Raw genomic sequence first — 17,684 nt, 5'->3', positions numbered from 1 at the left:
AAACAATTGCTTACAAGATTATTTTCTGGCTATAGTGCAGGGTAAATTTGTCGAACTAAAGTTTAGAACATCAAGATTACTGACAATTGACCTAGGTCACACAACTATAAACTTATTGTATGACAATTGAAAATAATCCATTATTATACCCAGAGTTAAAGTTCATTTTTTAGTTTGCTAAAACTCAAAGCATTAAGGAACCGCATAATGAATTCATTTTTCATCTCTAAAGAGCAGCCTTGGGAAGACTTAGGCGACGGTGTAAGTCGTCAAATCATTGGCTACACTGACGAGCTAATGGGTGTTCGTGTACGTTTTGAAAAAGGTGCAATCGGTCATCCTCATGCGCATGAAATTCATGACCAAATCGGTTACGTAATTTGTGGTAGTTTTGAAGCTGAAATCGAAGGCAAAAAGAAAATCCTTGTTGCAGGTGATGCATACATCGCTCCTAAGCACTTTGTACACGGTGCGATTGCTTTGGAAGAAGGAAGTGAACTTATGGACCTTTTCTCTCCAGCACGTGAAGATTTTCTAAAGTAATCTTTCAAGTACATATAAGCTTAGGTAAACACATGAAATCATTAAATATCGCGATCATTGGCGAGTGTATGGTAGAGCTTCAACAAAAAGGCGAACTTCTCAAGCAAGCCTTTGGTGGAGATACACTAAATACCGCTCTATACTTGTCTCGTTTGACTCACAAGCACGGTATCAAAACTAGCTACATTACTGCTTTAGGCCAAGACCCATTCAGTGCTGATATGCTGTCTAACTGGCAAGCAGAAAATATCGATACTAGCCTGATCGCACGTCTTTCGAATAAGCAACCCGGTCTTTACTACATCGAAACTGACAATACTGGTGAGCGTAGCTTCCATTACTGGCGCAACGATGCAGCAGCAAAATTCATGTTCGATCAAGCTGAATCTGCAGCTCTGATTGAAACGTTAAGTGGCTACGATGCGGTTTACCTAAGTGGTATTACGCTAGCTATCCTAACTGAAAACGGTCGTAACGAATTATTCAAGTTCCTTGAGAACTTTGAAGGTAAAGTATTCTTCGACAACAACTACCGTCCAAAACTATGGGAAAGCCAAGCTGAAGCTCAAAAGTGGTATCTGAAGATGTTAAGCTTCACTGATACTGCTCTTCTGACTTTTGACGATGAGCAAGACCTTTACGGTGACGAGCACGTTGAACAATGTATCGAACGCACAACAAATGCTGGCGTTAAAGAACTTGTTATCAAACGTGGCGGTAAAGAATGTTTAGTAGTTGAAGGCGAAAGTGCAAACTACGTTTCAGCTAACCAAATTGACAATATTGTAGACACAACTGCAGCTGGCGATTCTTTCAGCGCCGGTTTCCTAGCAAAACGCCTATGTGGCGGTACTGCTCTGGAATCAGCAGCAAGTGGCCACGCAGTAGCAGGTACAGTAATCCAGTATTCTGGTGCTATCATCCCTGCTGAAGCGATGCCTGATCTGTCTTTATAATTGTCCTGCTCACGCAGACTCACACATAATTTGATGAGAAAAACCATGACAACTTTGAACGAAAAACTAGCAAGCCTTAAAGTAATCCCTGTAATTGCAATCAACAAAGTTGAAGATGCAATCCCACTAGGTCGTGCACTTGTTGAAAACGGCATGCCTTGTGCAGAAGTTACTCTACGTACAGAATGTGCAATTGAAGCTATCCGCGTTATGCGTAAAGAATTCCCAGACATGCTAATCGGTTCTGGTACTGTTCTGACTAACGAACAAGTTGACGCATCTATCGACGCTGGTGTTGACTTCATCGTAAGCCCTGGCTTCAACCCTCGTACAGTTCAATACTGTATCGATAAAGGTGTTGCTATCGTTCCTGGCGTAAACAGCCCTAGCCTAGTTGAGCAAGCAATGGAAATGGGTCTTCGTACTCTTAAATTCTTCCCTGCTGCACCATCAGGTGGCGTTCCAATGCTTAAAGCACTAACTGCAGTTTACCCAGTAAACTTCATGCCTACTGGCGGTGTTAGCCTTGCAAACGTTGACGAGTACCTATCAATCCCTGCTGTTCTTGCATGTGGCGGTACTTGGATGGTTCCAACTAAACTAATGGACGAAGGTAAGTGGGAAGAACTAGGTGAACTAGTTCGTGATGCAGTAGCTCACGTTAGCTAATTGCCCCATAACTTTTGATAAAGCGAGCCTAGGCTCGCTTTTTTTGTTTTTGTCATTCACTCCAATGCCAATCGACTCATCTATCATTTATTCTTCCGCTAATATTTATACCAACCCCCGCAACTAACTGATCAGCCAAGCTGGTTAAAACACTCAATAACTACCTTAAAATTTTTGATTGTAGAATAATCACTTATCTATGACTTGCTCCTTGTTCTCAATTTTTCTCCTGCGCTATTTCTGAACATTTAATTACTGTGATCGGTATAAAAAGTTGATTTTGTTGCCATTAAAATCATCGCTTAAAAGTGGAATATCGGAAATTCCACCAAAACCATTACAAACTGGTCTAACCTATTAGGCGTGTCATTATCAATTACTGTTTATAAGGTTACATTTAGTAATACTAAAGCATATGCACAAAAGACGCATATTTAGCCAACCACAGAATAGATAATGAATATTTTATTTGTAAGTTATTGAATTTATTAATAAAAACACCAATCGAGCGTGCATTCCCAAAAGTGTGATCCAGATCACACTAAGTGTATATTGTAGTACTAATAACTGTTGAAAAACGCTAAGCTTGTCGGCAGTTAATCTAAGACCTTAAGGCTGAAATAAATGACTATTGATACTTTTGTTGTGATCGCCTACTTCTTCTTCTTATTGGCCATTGGCTGGATGTTCAGAAAATTCACAACATCCACCAGTGACTACTTCAGGGGTGGCGGTAAGATGTTGTGGTGGATGGTTGGTGCAACTGCTTTTATGACGCAGTTTTCCGCATGGACATTCACAGGTGCTGCTGGACGTGCATTCTCCGACGGTTTTGTCGTAGTAATACTCTTCCTAGCTAACGCATTTGGCTACTTCATGAACTACATCTATTTTGCACCGAAGTTCCGTCAACTTCGTGTAGTAACAGCTATCGAAGCAATTCGTCAGCGTTTCGGCAAAACTTCAGAGCAGTTCTTCACTTGGGCAGGTATGCCTGACAGCATGATTTCAGCCGGTGTTTGGTTGAATGGTCTAGCTATCTTTGTTGCGGCTGTGTTCCACATCCCAATGGAAGCGACGATTGTTGTAACTGGTTTAGTTCTAATGCTAATGGCTGTAACAGGTGGCTCTTGGGCTGTTGTTGCTTCTGATTTCATGCAAATGCTTGTCATCATGGCTGTAACAATTACCTGTGCTATCGCTGCATACTTTGCAGGTGGCGGTATTGGTAACATCGTAAGTAATTTCCAAGGCGACTTCATGCTTGGTAATAACCTTAACTACGTGAGCATCTTTATCCTTTGGATCGTGTTCATCTTTGTTAAGCAGTTCGGTGTAATGAACAACAGCATCAATGCGTACCGTTACCTTTGTGCTAAAGACAGTGACAATGCACGTAAAGCTGCAGGCCTAGCTTGTGTCCTTATGATCGTTGGTCCGCTAATTTGGTTCCTACCTCCTTGGTACATGGCTGCTTTCCAACCTGATTTTGCTGCACAATATGCAAGCATGGGTAGTAAAGCTGGCGATGCTGCATACCTAGCGTTCGTTGAAAACGTAATGCCTGCTGGTATGGTTGGTCTATTGATGTCTGCAATGTTTGCGGCAACAATGTCTTCTATGGACTCAGGCCTAAACCGTAATGCTGGTATCTTCATTATGAACTTCTACAGCCCTATTGTACGCCCTCATGCGTCGCAGAAAGAGCTAGTAGCGGTAAGTAAAGCGACTACAGTTATTCTAGGTTTGATCATCATCGGGATTGGTCTATTCATCAACTCACTTAAACACCTAAGCTTGTTCGACATTGTATTGAACATCGGTGCATTAATTGGTTTCCCAATGCTTATCCCTATCCTACTAGGTATGTGGATTCGCAAGACTCCAGACTGGGCTGCTTGGACGACTCTAATTGTTGGTGGTATTGTTTCTTATGTATTCGGTATCGCACTTACAGCGCACGATGTAGAACACATCTTTGGCTTGAATCAAGCATTGACTGCTCGTGAGTGGGCTGACCTTAAAGTAGGTCTAAGCTTAGCAGCACACGTAGTCTTTACTGGTGGCTTCTTCATGCTAACCACGTTTGCATACAAGGGTCTTTCACCTGAACGTGAAAAAGAAGTTGAACAACTATTCACTAACTGGAATACCCCTGTTGTTTCAGAAGGCGAAGCTCAACAAGACCTTGATACTAAACAACGTTCAATGCTTGGTAACCTAATCTGTGTAGCTGGTTTTGGTGTATTAGCAATGGCTCTTATTCCGAACGAACCTACTGGACGCCTATTGTTCCTAGTTTGTGGTTCAATCGTACTAACTGTTGGTATCCTACTTGTAAACGCATCTAGAGCAGGTGCTCGCAAAGTAGCTTAATCTTCCGATTAGTTAAGTTAACATAATTAAGGCCCCTGCTTTTTAGCTGGGGCTTTTTGTTTTGTTGCATCCAAAGCATCTTAACGCCTTCTTCTCCCCCTCTCTTCACTTCTTATTTTTTGTGCATTTTATACAATACAAATCGTAATTCACTACGCAAGCTATCGCCTTAAATTCAGAGAATACGCTTCGCAATCTCTGCACCAATACAAAACAGCGCAATGCACCACAATGGAGCACCATTACTGTGCATCAACCCTATGGCCGCACAGAAATATAGCGTTACATTAGTGGCTATTTTTCAATCACACCCGCACAGCCAATTTTTAATGCTTGCAAGTAAAGACTTTGCAGATATAAATATGGTTAAATTCAATATATATGAATAAAAAACTATAAATACTATAAGAGGTGCACGGGCGTTAGTTTTGGTGCAGTTATTGCATTAGTAATGGCAGGAATTAGACACTCATATGGATACAATCTATGGACAACATTAGTCAGGCAATTGATGCCGTTGCGCAAAGCGCAGATACTTTATTCATCCTTCTTGGTGCCATAATGGTTTTGGCAATGCACGCAGGGTTTGCATTTCTTGAGGTGGGTACAGTACGTCATAAAAACCAAGTCAATGCGTTGGTTAAGATCATGGCCGACTTTGCATTAGCAACCGTCGCTTACTTTGTTATTGGTTATCAGATAGCTTATGGACAAAGCTTCTTTGTCAGCGTCGAAACACTGACCCAGAATCATGGCTATGAATTGGTTAAATTCTTTTTCTTATTGACCTTTGCAGCCGCTATTCCAGCCATCGTTTCAGGTGGTATTGCAGAGAGAGCTAAATTCAAACCGTTCTTGTTTTCTTCAGCACTTATCGTCGCTTTTGTTTACCCGTTTTTCGAAGGTGTTATTTGGAACGGTAACTTTGGTTTCCAAGCGTGGCTAGAGTCTCAGTTTGGTGCATCATTCCACGATTTTGCAGGCTCTGTTGTGGTGCATGGGATGGGCGGATGGCTAGCTCTGGTTGCGATTTATCTTTTAGGCTCGCGCCGTGGCCGTAAACCTGGTATTGCTTTTGCGCCATCAAATATCCCATTCTTAGCGCTAGGTGCTTGGGTTCTTACCGTAGGTTGGTTTGGCTTTAACGTTATGTCAGCACAAACCCTAGACGGTATTAATGGCCTAGTCGCAGTCAATAGCTTAATGGCAATGGTTGGCGGCACTTTAGTTGCTCTTATTGTAGGTAAGAATGACCCTGGCTTTATTCACAATGGACCATTAGCCGGTTTAGTGGCGGTATGTGCAGGCTCAGATATTATGCATCCTGTTGGCGCATTCGTTGTCGGTGGTGTTGCTGGTGCGTTATTTGTTTGGGTATTCACCAAACTGCAACGCAGTACCAAGATTGATGATGTGTTAGGTGTATGGCCACTGCACGGTTTATGTGGAGTATGGGGTGCAATTGCAGCAGGTATCTTTGGTTCACCATTACTGGGCGGCCTAGGCGGTGTGAGCTTAATTTCTCAAATTATTGGTACTCTAGCCGGCATAGCTGTTGCAGTAGTTGGTGGCTTTATTGTTTACGGTCTGGTCAATAAATTTGCAGGATTAAGACTGAGCCAAGAAGATGAATTTATCGGTGCTGACCTTGCTATCCACAAAATTGGCGCAACAAACAACGATAAGTAATATTAAATAAATAGATAAAATTCAGTTAATTACAACTGAATAATCATCTTTTATATTAATTTAATGAGGCCAGCATTTAATGACAAATACTGGCCTCATTTTTATTTGTTAGTTACTAATAAACTAGCTGATTACTCGTTAAATGGATAAAAGATCGCAGATCGGAGGCGATTTCGATACCATAGTGTTTTACTTCAAGTTTGCAGTCCATGATCGACAAAGAGCAACTCCGCCAAGAACTCCTTCAAATCCTAACTGTCTCACGCCAAAATGCGCTTAGTGCGGCAGATAGTGCTCATGATGACGCCACTCACGAACAAAGTGTTGCAGAAACTCAATACGATACCGTGGCAATTGAAGCCGCGTATTTGGCACACGGACAATCTAAACGCGTCGCGGAATGTGATGAGATGATCAATACCATCAAATCGCTATTTATGCGTGAATTTACACAAGATGATGAGATTGCCCTTGGCGCTCTAGTCACAGTCGATAACACGCTGACTTGCTGGTTACTGCCGGTGTGTGGTGGTTTTAAATTAAAAAACGACACTATTGTTGTGGTCACTCCCCAAGCTCCACTGGGTAAGTTAATGATGGGTGCTGAGCTTGAAGATACATTGAGTAACGGTAAGACGATTACTGCACTTCTATAGTCCTAGCCCAATTACCCTACTCCTTGCGCTATGATTTTGATCATTCAAACAATAAAACCCTGCCATGGCAGGGTCATATTAGATGTGAGATATAGCCGCTAAAACTTACTTAACCAAAGTAACGTCACTTGGCTTCCAAGACTTATCAAACCATGCTTCTGTCGGTCCATACATTCTAAAAATTAAGTTAAAGCCCTTATTAGGCGCTGTCTGTACCCAATTGCCTTGCATACCTTGCGGTGCAACCGGTGAAAAGTGAATAGTAATGGTGCCATCTGAGTTTTTCACTAACCCTTTCGATAGACCATCCACACCCGCAGTCACTTGATCAGTTTCTAGCATTGAGCGCGTTTGATTATCGTAAATCATGAAAGACCAAAACTTCGCAGCTGGTACATTTTTAGGTAACGTTACAGTGTAATGTTTATTGCCATCCAAAATCTGCCCTTCACTATCTAATGTCGCTAATAAATAATCAGAACCTTGGCCTGGGGTTGCAGCCACCATATCAGGCGTAATACCAGTCGCCATAAAATGGAATGTCGCACGCATATCACTATCAACAACGCCATTGCTGTCTTTAAACTCATAGCCTGATACCAGAGGCGTAAACCAATTGCGATCGTCATACACCATCTGTGTTTTCTGTGGATCGTAATATGAAGAACGCACCTCTGCTGTCGCTATTTTTGCCGCTTCTGTAAAGACTTGTTGCTGATACTCAGTTGGCTCATACGATTTGCCTTTTTCGATGCCAATATTTTTTGCCAGTGACAACCACTCACCATCAAAAATGTCGCTTGGTTCGTACTGAATCAGTGTATTTATTTCATCATAAAAAGACTCATCCATTGCGTGGATAGTATTGTATTCAACACCTGAAATGTTCATAAATTCAGTGTTAGGCTTTTCGCCATATGGATACAACTTCATGGTCTGTTTAAGTTTTTGCACATCTGCTTGTACGTTATCTGGCGTCGTAATAATACGCACTAGCAACCAATGTTGATAACCGCTGGTTTTAACCGCAATCATGCCCTCTGGAATCGCGCCTTCATAAGAATCATGATAGATAAAGTATTTGCCACCTTTCCCTTGATCCTCGGGGTGAGTCACACCAATGCGTGAAACAAACTTAAACGCGGCATTATCTAACAAGCCCAGAATTGGCGTACCTACTTCTAGTACCACAGGTCCATTTTTTACATCAACCTCACTGGTGACATACGGCGTTGTAGTATTCGCGGTCAGCCATAAGCTTTTAGCATTTAACATCTGCTCAGAAATGGCGATCGTTTGGTTTGGCACCATACCAACACTTTCATGCCCAGCTAACAAACCTTGGATAGATGCCACAGGAATACCGGATAAAAAGACTCTCACAGCGTCCGAGACATCCACAAATCGATTCGCTTTAGCGGTAGTTTCTGCGCTCGGTGCGCCATCGGTATAGTTCAAAGCACCTAAATACTCAGACTCGACATGATCTGGCGTAATAATGCTTGCAGGCACATTGGCTTGATATTTAGCGTTTGCAGTGCCAGCTTTCAAAGTGTCAGAATTTGAAGTTTCAGTATTAGAAGCAACGCTGACAGCGCTTGCTACAGCGCCGAATCCAACTGTCGCGACCACTAAGCCTTTTAGTAGATTGTTCATTGATTAACCCTTAATTGTTCACAAATTGATTGACTGAATTAATCTTAGAAGAGTTTACATTTTGCGTCTAATAACAAATAATCAACAACAATTATGACTAAAAGAGATAATGCTATGAGTGATTTAACCTCACTGTCACGGGTTGACTTAAATCTGTTGGTTATTCTTGATCTGCTGCTAAAAGAGCGAAACGTCACTCGTGTTGCCAATGAGCTGTTCATATCTCAGTCGGCCATCAGTCGTTCGCTTAAAAGATTGCGTGAGACCTTTGATGATCCGCTATTTACTCGAACGGCAAAAGGACTCACCCCCACCAGCAAAGCGCTAGAAATAGAAAAGCAGCTCAATAACATTTTGCCATCGTTAAAAAACCTATTTGAAGCCCGTGAATTTGTGCCCGCTCAGTGTGACAATACTTTTCGTTTGTCGGTGCCAACCTTTATGGGATCAACCATCATTCCTGAGCTTTATTCAAATCTGACTCAAAAAGCCCCAAAAGTCGCCATTGAAGAAACGCCAACTAAAGTAAGTCCATTTCAACTACTCGATGCCAACAAGCTCGACTTTGCCATTCACTATCAGCCAACTCATGATCCTAAATATTGCTCTGAAACCTTAGGAGTGATCTATCCTGTGTTGTATGTTCGAAAATCACACCCTTTGTTAACCGAAAAAAGCGCAGCACCCCCGACCATAGAGCAAATATTAAGTTACCCGCTCATTGGCATGAGCATAGAAGACGATAGACAATTATCGTTTCGCTCTCCTATCACTCAGGTTTATCAAGATCTTTTACAAACAGAAAACAAAGCCAAATTACGCAGTTCGCAAACTCTTACTCTATTGGAGATATTGCGCTCGACCGATAGCGTATTATTTGGCTTAAATTGCCTAAAAAACATCACTCACTTTAGCGATGAATTTGTAGAAGTTTATTCTTTACAAGAACACAAAAAATATCATGTCCCTTTGCATCTGATTTATCACCAGCGCCACCTTACAAGCCCCGCACATCAATGGTTCTATCAATTATTTAAACAAGCCATCACCCCGCAGCTATAAACGACTATTGTTTTATTTTTCTGTTTAAAATTCGGTATGTTAGTTCCAGCAATTGCATAAGTAATCGCCTTGTCTAGATAATAGTCAACCGCTACTATAATCGCCCCTCAACCCATACTGTATGCTTAATGTACTTAGAACAACTAATGATGCTACTGGCGATGGTAGAAAGAGCGGCGCTTCTATTGATGGCACTGTATTTTTTAACTCATATGAAGGTATTTCAAACCATCATAGCCAAACAAAGCCGAAGTACTTTAAAGCTTACCGTTCTCGCGATGTTCTTTACTTTATTTGCGATTTTCAACACTTATACTGGCGTTTATGTTGAAGGTTCACTGGTTAATGCACGCGTTATTTCCATCGTCTCAGGTGGTATTTTATTTGGTCCATGGGTGGGGATTACCGCAGGCATTATTTCTGGGCTTCATCGATACATAATCGACATTAACGGTCCTTCATCCATACCCTGTCTTATCAGTAGCATTCTTGCTGGGTTGTTTGCATCTTGGGTTCATTTAAGAGCGAACTACTCAAATTATGCAAGATATGGTGTGCTAATTGCTGCTTCTTGTGAACTTCTCACTATGATTTTGATTGTCGAGCTTAACCAAGATCGCGCACTGGCCCTATCGATTGTCCACTCCATAGCGTTACCGATGATTTTAGGTTCGGTGTGCGTTAGTCTCATCATTAAATGGCTGCAAGAAATGGAAAGCGAAAAAGACAAAATCGCGGCCTATCAAGCCAAACAAGCCCTGAAAGTCGCTAACCAAACATTGCCTTATATACGCAAAAACTCTAAAGAAGCACTGCAAACCGTATGTGAAATTATTAAAAATGAATGTAAAGCCGATGCCGTTGCGATCACAGATACTCGCGATGTTAAAGTCTATGTGGGCTACGGTGAAGAACAGTTTAATAACAATCATATGCAAGTCAGTCTTATGACTCTTAAAGCGATTGATAACGCCATGATTATTGAGAGTAACGACATCAGGCAGCATACCTTTCGCTCGTTGATGATCATCCCGTTGTCTGAAGAGAAAAAAGTCACAGGTACACTCAAGATTTACTTTAAGAAACCTCATCAAATCACCCTTTCCTTGCATGAGATGGCGATAGGTTTATCTCAACTTATTTCTACTCAACTTGAAGTTGCGAAAGTCGATAAACTAAAAGTCATGGCAAATGAGGCCGAATTTGGCGCATTGCAAAACAAAATCAACCCTCACTTCTTGTTTAATACCCTCAATGCTATCTCAACATTAATTCGTATCGAACCAGATAAAGCGCGAGATTTGGTCGGGAAATTAGCAGGGTTTATGCGCTTTAATCTAGAAAATGTCGATGAGATGATCCCTCTAGAGAGCGAACTTGAACAAGTCCGCGATTATGTGGCGATCGAAAAAGCACGCTTTGCCGATAAACTGAACATCAAATTTGATATTGATAGTGTCAATGCCTTTGTGCCCCCTCTGATTATCCAGCCATTGGTAGAAAACGCCATTGGTCATGGCATCAACCCTAAAGGCTCAACCGGCACAGTCACTATATCCGTCAAGGAAAATACAAATAGCATTACCATATCGGTCATGGATGATGGCGTAGGAATTGAGCATTCAATTATAGAAAGAATACACGCAGGTACCGTTGAATCTAAACGTATTGGGCTTAATAATGTCCACCAGCGTATTAAACTGCTTTATGGGCAAGGTCTTTCCATTAAACGATTGAACCCTGGTACACATATCTCTTTTACCATTCCAACGGAGCAAGCATGACTCACACAGCAATCTTAGTTGAAGACGAATATCTTGCCCGTGAAGAGCTCAAATACCTAATAGGAAAATACAGCGATATCCAAATTGTGGCAGAATTTGGTGACGGCTTACAAGCTCTTGAATACTTACAGCTTAATCGAGTTGATATCGCCTTCTTAGACATCAACTTACCTTCCATCAACGGTATGGTGTTAGCAAAGAGCCTATATAACTTTAAAAATCCACCCAAGCTCATATTTACTACCGCCTATAAGGAACATGCCGTTGATGCTTTTGAGATCGATGCTTTTGATTACATTTTAAAACCATTTACCGAAGATCGAGTTAAAAAAAGCTTAGACAAACTATGCGCCTCTCCAATCCAAGCGTCTCCCAATGCGTTAAACAAAGTCACGGTTGATCTGTACCTTGGCGATCGTATTCGAATGGTCGAAATTACCGACATCATATTTGCGGCGGCTAATGGCAAGATCACTGAAGTTGATACCATTCACGGTCAATTTACTTCGCCACTAATGCTCAGTGATTTGATTGAAAAATCGGGCCACTCTCGTTTTTTTAAAGTGCATCGCTCCTATTGGATAAACTTGGATCGAGTCGAAGAAATCATTCCTTGGGCAAGCGGTACTTACCGACTCAAAATGCAACGTAATGAGAGCCTAATTCCAGTCAGTCGCTCCAACATCAAAGAGTTTCGACAATGTTTAGGTTTGTAACTCATTCCTTATAGATACCGTTCATTCCATAAAATCAACAGTTCATTATTTATCGTTTCCAGCCTATTGAACACAGTGATTGGGTCGAATAAGTTAGCCGGAAATCGACACTTTTAAAGGCTTTAATAATGAGCACAACTATTAGATCACGCGACAAATGGCTGACCTTAATCGGCACTGTATTAACCGAATTTGCCCTAGGCTCTGTATACACATGGAGTTTATTTAACGCCAATTTGGCAGACAAACTTGGAGAGCCAGTTAAACAAGTTGCGTTTTCTTTTGGCCTGCTTAGCCTCGCCCTTGCTCTTGCTTCATCTATGTCAGGAAAGATGCAGGAACGTTTTGGTGTAAGAAACGTGATTGTGTTCTCTGGATTTCTTCTAGGTGTCAGCTTATACCTAACATCCGTTGTATCAAACCTTACCGCTCTATACATTTGTGCCGGTTTTTTAGTGGGCTTTGCTGACGGTACAGGTTACTTACTGGCATTGACCAACTGCATTAAGTTTTTCCCAAATAACAAAGGCCTAGCCTCAGCATGTGCGATTGGTGCATACGGTCTAGGTAGTCTTGGTTTTAAATACATCAATATGTATACCCTAACTCACTTTAGCCTAGAGCACGCGTTTAATGTATGGGGCGCTATTGCTATGGTATTGGTATTGATTGGTGGATTGATCATGCGTGATGCCCCAAAACAAGCAGCACAAACGACTAACCAAGCAACGAGCCAAACATCAACAGCTCATAATTTCACCCTAAAAGAATCTATGAGTAAGCCACAGTTTTATATGTTGGCACTGATGTTTACTACTGTCTGCATGTCAGGCTTGTACGCTATCGGCATTGCAAAAGATATCGGCCAAAACTATGTGCATTTATCAATGGATATCGCCGCATCTGCTGTATCCGTCATTGCTGTTGCCAACCTAGGTGGACGCTTAGTTCTAGGTGTCCTATCTGATAAAATCACTCGCGTATACGTAGTCACTATTGCACTGATTATTTGCCTTGCGGGTGTTAGCATCTTACTGTTTATTCCGCCAAGCCTGAATGTTTTCTATCTATCTCTGGCATGCATCGCATTTTGCTTTGGTGGCACAATTACCGTCTTCCCATCACTCATGAGTGACTACTTTGGCTTAGAACACGTCACGAAAAACTATGGTGTCATCTATTTAGGTTTCGGGATTGGTAGCTTCGCAGGTTCAGTCATCGCGTCTTTATTTGGCGGATTCCTAGCAACATTCCACGTTATGCTGGCATTGATCATTGTATCTATTGCACTTTCACTGATAGTGAAAAAGCCAGTAGCGAATCAAAGCATGGCTTAATAACTAATACCATATCGTAGTAATTAACTGGTCATTCTGGCTTGTTAAAAAAAAGTCAGCACTTAAATTATGTTTAAGTGCTGACTTTCTTATTTCAGGAACAAGATGAAAAGCGTAATTAATCCTTATTAGGGACAATTAAGTATTTCTCGCCTGTTGCTTGTTGTGAATATTGAGCAATAGAGGGCAGTTGTAATGCCTCTGCTAGTGACACTTCATGAGTGTAATGACTTGCAAATGTAGTGGTAATTTCATCGGCAACACGTTTACGCATCTTAATGGTTGTTTCAGTACCCAACTTACCCAAAGCGTTAAATAGCAAGAATCCATTAATGCCCCAAGCAAAACCAAAGTTTCGATTAAGAGTAATTGGACCGCGATCTAATGCGCCGTAAATGTACACTTGTTTGTAGGTGTTAGTGCCATACACGCTATGCTCTGTCACATCACGAGCGGCCGCCGCTTCCATACAGTTCAAAATATCACTGGTTAGTTGACCGCCGCCAATAGGATCAAATGCGATTGTTGCGCCTGTTTCAATGATTGCCGCGGTTAAATCGGCAAGAAAGGTGTCACTGCTAGAGTTAACCACGTATTTAGCGCCTAAATCGCGAAGCAATGCTTCTTGTTCTGCTTTGCGCACAATATTAATTAAATCAACACCATCAGCAATACAAATACGATTTAGCATTTGACCAAGGTTAGAGGCTGCTGCTGCATGAATAATGGCTTTGTGCCCTTCTGCGCGCATTGTTTCCACCATTGCCAACGCAGTCAGCGGATTAACAAAAGACGAAGCGCCTTGTTTGGCTGTCGTGCCTTCTTTTAGCTCTAAACAGCTTTGTACGTTAGCACATAAATATTGACGATATGTTCCGCCACCAATGACCGCAACAGTTTTGCCCAGTAGAGCTTGCGCCGCTGGAGATGTGCCAGCTGCAACCACCGTACCTGCGCCTTCGTTACCGACAGGCGTGGCTTTGCCTACGCGAGTGTTTAGTGCTGGCATAAACTTAGCCGGAACGTCGGCAATTATCACTGGGCTTTGCTCTGTACCCGATTGAACCGCAGTCGTCATATCAGCAGCACTGAATAATACCGCTAAGTCCGAAGGGTTTAATGGCGCAGCTTCAATACGAATAACCACTTCGTCTGCATTGGGTGTTGGCATATCGATATTTTGTAAAGCAAGGGTCAGTTTGTTGTCGTCACTGATTGTTGAAGTCAGTTGAATATTGGTATTAGTCATCTGGTATTCCCTACGGTCATTGAGTTGGTGCGCCGATAGCCTATTGCATCGACCGCCCTATATTATTGATTATGAGTGTCGTATTAATTTAATTACTGATTACGATGGCGTATTAATTGCTAAATACTGATGCCATTTACTTACTGTGATTAGCATGAACTTTCAGCTTTTGCAGAAAATCAGGCATATTTGCGATGCGATCCAACTCTATTTTTTTCGCAATAGCCGATTCACTCATTGTCTCATTCCACTGCTTCATTCCCGGCACTTGCCCAAGTACATCCCAATCAAGTTGGCTAGAAGCAAATGTACTGACAATGGTATTAACGTAATAAACATAGATGTCCGCCATCGTAAATTCATCACCTGCAATCCAAGGCGAGAACTGACATACACGGCTTAGTGCGGTAATGCCTCGACTGAGTACCTTACCAACCTCTTCTTTTACCGACTCAGGCGCTGTAGTGCCCGAAAACGCATACGGGATGAGTCGTCTACTCGGTAATTCAAAATAGAGTTCAGCCATTTTCATTATTTGACGTACTGCCGCGCGCTGTTGAGAGCTTTCAGGATACAGCGGACGCTCAGGAAAAGTCTCTTCAAGATAATCACAAATCACGCTCGACTCTGAAATGTGAAAGCCATCAAGCGTGGTAATAACCGGCACTTTACCAGCAGGACTGATGGCGAGTAGCGCATCGCTACCGCCATAAATGAGGTTTTCTGTAAAAGGTAATTCTTTGTATAAAAGTGCGTGTTTTACTAAGTTGTAATAGTTACTAGCAGCAAAGCCGTGCAAAGTAATCATAAATCCATTTTCCGCCATCAAAACAAGAGCATTAACAAACCAATAAGCTCAATTAACACTCTAAAAATCAGTTCCACTGCAACACTATTGCAGTGCTAATGCTTAAGTTAAGCCTATTGTTACTTGTTTTATTTCGATGATATATAGTAGAAAACAGCAATCACTATTGCTTTTAAGACAATAATAGCGCCACAATAATCAGAACACGATTGAAGGGGAAATAAATTGGATCAACTGCGCGCAATACGATATTTCAGTAAAGTGGTCGAAACCGGAAGTTTTACTAAAGCGGCAGTGGCATTTAATGTCCCACCCTCCTCGCTATCCAGACGAGTCGCGGATTTAGAAAAAAGCTTAGGCGCCACATTACTAAAGCGTTCAACCCGCATTGTAAAACTGACCGAAGTAGGACAGATTTATTACAACGACATCCAACAAATATTAAACCAGTTGGAAAAAAGTAATGAAACCGTTCGCAGTTATCAAACAACCCCAATGGGACGCTTACGAATCAGTTCAATGGTCGGCTTTGGCGATAAAATATTGCTACCGCTACTGGATGAATTTAGTCAGTTATACCCAGAAATCATATTAGACGTCAGTTTAAGCGACCAATTATCAACACTAGGACGTGATGATGTCGATATAGCGATTCGCGGCGGATACGCACCAAATGAGCGAGTACTGGCCATCAAGTTGATGGATAACAGCTTCATTCCTGTTGCATCCCCTAGCTACTTAGAAAGATACGGCAAACCTAACAACGCTTTGCAATTAAAAGAGCACAAAGGTCTTTATTTTAAAGCGCCCACAGGGCCTACCCCTTGGCTATGTAATGTAGATGGACAATGGCATGATGTATCTGGGCCTGCCGTAGCTATTTCCAACAGTGGCCCATGGCTTGCAAAAAAAGCCTGTGATGGCGAAGGGATTTTCATGTCGACCCGATGGGCACTGGCCTCCTATCTTGAGTCCGGCGCACTGCAAGAGCTAAAATTTGAGCATGACGTCGCCATCACTCAAAACTCCGATATGGCCGTTTATTTGTTGTACCAAAAACAACGTTACTTAGTACCCAAAGTAAAAGCCGCTGTGGACTTTTTAGTGGCTAAGATCAAAGAGGAGGAACTGTAGATTAAAGAAGATTATCACGTCATTAACTGCAAATATGACAAAATTTCTCAACTCACTGCCTAATTTATCTGGTGCAGATCAATCGCTATTTCGTCAACGGTTTGGTCACTCTACTAACATGAACTAAGCTTATTAGCTTAATTAATGGTTTGATAATTAGCTGTGCACTACCCGCTATAAATAACCAAGTACCACTTTCAACCAGTGACTCATTTAAAAAGAAAAAGCTACCAACCAAAAACCAAACCGCAATTAATAAATCATTGAATGCACCTAAAGCCTCATAACGACGCTGAATCACTATATGTTTTTTACCGATATTTACATCCAATTCTACACCTTGATTCACAAACTCTCCTAAATCGTACAGTTAAAGATATAAAGGGCTATTAGCTTATCAATATATTGATTTCCCTATCAAAATATTCTTCACTAGTGCAGTTAATGTGAGGGGTCACTTCTTAGTTACGAAGTGCTTGCTGTGAAGCTTCTGGACAGAAGTGAGTCAGCCACCTTGCTAAATTAGGATATAACGGATTAACTTAAGTATAAGAAAGTAACGTCGCATTAAGGTGTGAGTGGCGCTTGACTATACTTGAGCGAAGCGAAGCAACAAAACCAGAGCATTACCAACAATTGAGTTCCTGTGGTTAATCTTGCAACACGTACTCCCTAAAGGACTTCAACGAGTACGTGATTATGGCCTGATGCATGCCAGTGCTTGGCAATTCGCCCCATCAACCAATACGCGAACCAAGGCGAAACGTTCATGCCCCTGCTGCAAACATGATATGGCATGCGTTGGGATCACCAAGCCTACATGACCCATTTATCACGATAAACTTCAGATTTGATAATGCGAGAATACACTAAGGAGGATAAACACCCTTAAAGTCACAACATAATTAGAGTTCATCAGGGTCAATCGTAGCGGATTCGACTCGATAGCCTCGTACGACTTGTAGAAAGTCGATGAGGTTCATTTCAAGCTACTCATCAAAGAGCAATTTACTAATAGAAGACAACTACACGATTGGGCTAGTTCAACA

15 protein-coding genes and 1 pseudogene are annotated in these 17,684 nt (G+C 41.7%); 12 read left to right on the top strand and 4 right to left on the bottom strand.

The window, feature by feature from the left end; genetic code table 11:
• Positions 1 to 207 precede the first annotated feature (207 nt).
• From A9260_RS14465 to A9260_RS14440, 6 genes are all read left to right on the top strand, one after another.
• Complete coding sequence (locus A9260_RS14465; RefSeq protein WP_068700148.1) at positions 208 to 543, top strand: cupin domain-containing protein; 336 nt, start codon at positions 208 to 210, stop codon at positions 541 to 543.
• Positions 544 to 575: 32 nt separating this feature from the next.
• Positions 576 to 1,499: a sugar kinase gene (locus A9260_RS14460; RefSeq protein WP_068700146.1), complete on the top strand. Its 924-nt coding sequence runs from the start codon at positions 576 to 578 to the stop codon at positions 1,497 to 1,499.
• Between the two features lie 45 nt (positions 1,500 to 1,544).
• Positions 1,545 to 2,168 (top strand): bifunctional 4-hydroxy-2-oxoglutarate aldolase/2-dehydro-3-deoxy-phosphogluconate aldolase, encoded by a 624-nt coding sequence (locus tag A9260_RS14455; protein WP_068700144.1) that lies wholly within the window; start codon positions 1,545 to 1,547, stop codon positions 2,166 to 2,168.
• Between the two features lie 624 nt (positions 2,169 to 2,792).
• Complete coding sequence (locus A9260_RS14450; RefSeq protein WP_068700142.1) at positions 2,793 to 4,544, top strand: sodium:solute symporter family transporter; 1,752 nt, start codon at positions 2,793 to 2,795, stop codon at positions 4,542 to 4,544.
• A gap of 486 nt (positions 4,545 to 5,030) precedes the next feature.
• Positions 5,031 to 6,233: an ammonium transporter gene (locus tag A9260_RS14445; RefSeq protein WP_068700140.1), complete on the top strand. Its 1,203-nt coding sequence runs from the start codon at positions 5,031 to 5,033 to the stop codon at positions 6,231 to 6,233.
• A gap of 209 nt (positions 6,234 to 6,442) precedes the next feature.
• Positions 6,443 to 6,889 carry a hypothetical protein gene (locus tag A9260_RS14440; RefSeq protein ID WP_068700138.1) on the top strand — a complete coding sequence of 149 codons (447 nt, stop codon included), beginning with the start codon at positions 6,443 to 6,445 and terminating at the stop codon, positions 6,887 to 6,889.
• A 105-nt stretch (positions 6,890 to 6,994) separates the two neighbouring features.
• Here the strand turns inward: A9260_RS14440 and A9260_RS14435 are convergent, their stop codons facing one another.
• Complete coding sequence (locus tag A9260_RS14435; protein WP_068700135.1) at positions 6,995 to 8,545, bottom strand: DUF1254 domain-containing protein; 1,551 nt, start codon at positions 8,543 to 8,545, stop codon at positions 6,995 to 6,997.
• A gap of 114 nt (positions 8,546 to 8,659) precedes the next feature.
• Between A9260_RS14435 and A9260_RS14430 the strand changes: the two genes are divergently transcribed.
• From A9260_RS14430 to A9260_RS14415, 4 genes are all read left to right on the top strand, one after another.
• Entirely contained in the window at positions 8,660 to 9,607 is a 948-nt protein-coding gene (locus A9260_RS14430; RefSeq protein ID WP_068700133.1) for a LysR family transcriptional regulator, read from the top strand.
• 128 nt (positions 9,608 to 9,735) lie between these two features.
• The gene (locus tag A9260_RS14425; RefSeq protein ID WP_068700131.1) at positions 9,736 to 11,391 is read left to right on the top strand and encodes a LytS/YhcK type 5TM receptor domain-containing protein; all 1,656 of its coding nucleotides are present in this window, start codon (positions 9,736 to 9,738) and stop codon (positions 11,389 to 11,391) included.
• The gene (locus tag A9260_RS14420) at positions 11,388 to 12,107 is read left to right on the top strand and encodes a LytR/AlgR family response regulator transcription factor (protein ID WP_068700129.1); all 720 of its coding nucleotides are present in this window, start codon (positions 11,388 to 11,390) and stop codon (positions 12,105 to 12,107) included. The genes A9260_RS14425 and A9260_RS14420 overlap by 4 nt, the downstream gene beginning before the upstream one ends.
• A 128-nt stretch (positions 12,108 to 12,235) precedes the next feature.
• Positions 12,236 to 13,444 carry an OFA family MFS transporter gene (locus A9260_RS14415; protein ID WP_068700127.1) on the top strand — a complete coding sequence of 403 codons (1,209 nt, stop codon included), beginning with the start codon at positions 12,236 to 12,238 and terminating at the stop codon, positions 13,442 to 13,444.
• A gap of 118 nt (positions 13,445 to 13,562) precedes the next feature.
• On the opposite strand, the gene A9260_RS14410 is transcribed toward A9260_RS14415, so the two are convergent.
• Both A9260_RS14410 and A9260_RS14405 read right to left on the bottom strand, forming a co-directional pair.
• Positions 13,563 to 14,693, bottom strand: coding sequence for a zinc-binding dehydrogenase (locus tag A9260_RS14410; protein ID WP_068700125.1), 1,131 nt, complete (start codon positions 14,691 to 14,693; stop codon positions 13,563 to 13,565).
• 136 nt (positions 14,694 to 14,829) lie between these two features.
• Positions 14,830 to 15,501, bottom strand: coding sequence for a glutathione S-transferase family protein (locus tag A9260_RS14405; RefSeq protein ID WP_068700123.1), 672 nt, complete (start codon positions 15,499 to 15,501; stop codon positions 14,830 to 14,832).
• Between the two features lie 225 nt (positions 15,502 to 15,726).
• On the opposite strand from A9260_RS14405, the gene A9260_RS14400 reads away from it, so the two are divergent.
• Positions 15,727 to 16,635: a LysR family transcriptional regulator gene (locus A9260_RS14400; protein ID WP_068700121.1), complete on the top strand. Its 909-nt coding sequence runs from the start codon at positions 15,727 to 15,729 to the stop codon at positions 16,633 to 16,635.
• Positions 16,636 to 16,720: 85 nt separating this feature from the next.
• On the opposite strand, the gene A9260_RS14395 is transcribed toward A9260_RS14400, so the two are convergent.
• Positions 16,721 to 16,984: a YrhK family protein gene (locus A9260_RS14395; protein WP_068700119.1), complete on the bottom strand. Its 264-nt coding sequence runs from the start codon at positions 16,982 to 16,984 to the stop codon at positions 16,721 to 16,723.
• Positions 16,985 to 17,249: 265 nt separating this feature from the next.
• On the opposite strand from A9260_RS14395, the pseudogene A9260_RS16835 reads away from it, so the two are divergent.
• Positions 17,250 to 17,459: pseudogene (locus A9260_RS16835) on the top strand (transposase); the annotation flags it as partial.
• Positions 17,460 to 17,684: the final 225 nt, after the last annotated feature.

This window comes from Vibrio sp. UCD-FRSSP16_30 (genome assembly GCF_001676025.1).
Lineage (GTDB): Bacteria > Pseudomonadota > Gammaproteobacteria > Enterobacterales > Vibrionaceae > Vibrio.
This window is presented reverse-complemented; position numbering and strand designations above follow the sequence as displayed.

Bases quoted from the DNA above. Each gene is read 5' to 3' on its own strand.
- A9260_RS14465 (WP_068700148.1), top strand. From the start codon at position 208: ATGAATTCATTTTTCATCTCTAAAGAGCAGCCTTGGGAAGACTTAGGC.
- A9260_RS14460 (WP_068700146.1), top strand. From the start codon at position 576: ATGAAATCATTAAATATCGCGATCATTGGCGAGTGTATGGTAGAGCTT.
- A9260_RS14455 (WP_068700144.1), top strand. From the start codon at position 1,545: ATGACAACTTTGAACGAAAAACTAGCAAGCCTTAAAGTAATCCCTGTA.
- A9260_RS14450 (WP_068700142.1), top strand. From the start codon at position 2,793: ATGACTATTGATACTTTTGTTGTGATCGCCTACTTCTTCTTCTTATTG.
- A9260_RS14445 (WP_068700140.1), top strand. From the start codon at position 5,031: ATGGACAACATTAGTCAGGCAATTGATGCCGTTGCGCAAAGCGCAGAT.
- A9260_RS14440 (WP_068700138.1), top strand. From the start codon at position 6,443: ATGATCGACAAAGAGCAACTCCGCCAAGAACTCCTTCAAATCCTAACT.
- A9260_RS14435 (WP_068700135.1), bottom strand. From the start codon at position 8,545: ATGAACAATCTACTAAAAGGCTTAGTGGTCGCGACAGTTGGATTCGGC.
- A9260_RS14430 (WP_068700133.1), top strand. From the start codon at position 8,660: ATGAGTGATTTAACCTCACTGTCACGGGTTGACTTAAATCTGTTGGTT.
- A9260_RS14425 (WP_068700131.1), top strand. From the start codon at position 9,736: ATGTACTTAGAACAACTAATGATGCTACTGGCGATGGTAGAAAGAGCG.
- A9260_RS14420 (WP_068700129.1), top strand. From the start codon at position 11,388: ATGACTCACACAGCAATCTTAGTTGAAGACGAATATCTTGCCCGTGAA.
- A9260_RS14415 (WP_068700127.1), top strand. From the start codon at position 12,236: ATGAGCACAACTATTAGATCACGCGACAAATGGCTGACCTTAATCGGC.
- A9260_RS14410 (WP_068700125.1), bottom strand. From the start codon at position 14,693: ATGACTAATACCAATATTCAACTGACTTCAACAATCAGTGACGACAAC.
- A9260_RS14405 (WP_068700123.1), bottom strand. From the start codon at position 15,501: ATGATTACTTTGCACGGCTTTGCTGCTAGTAACTATTACAACTTAGTA.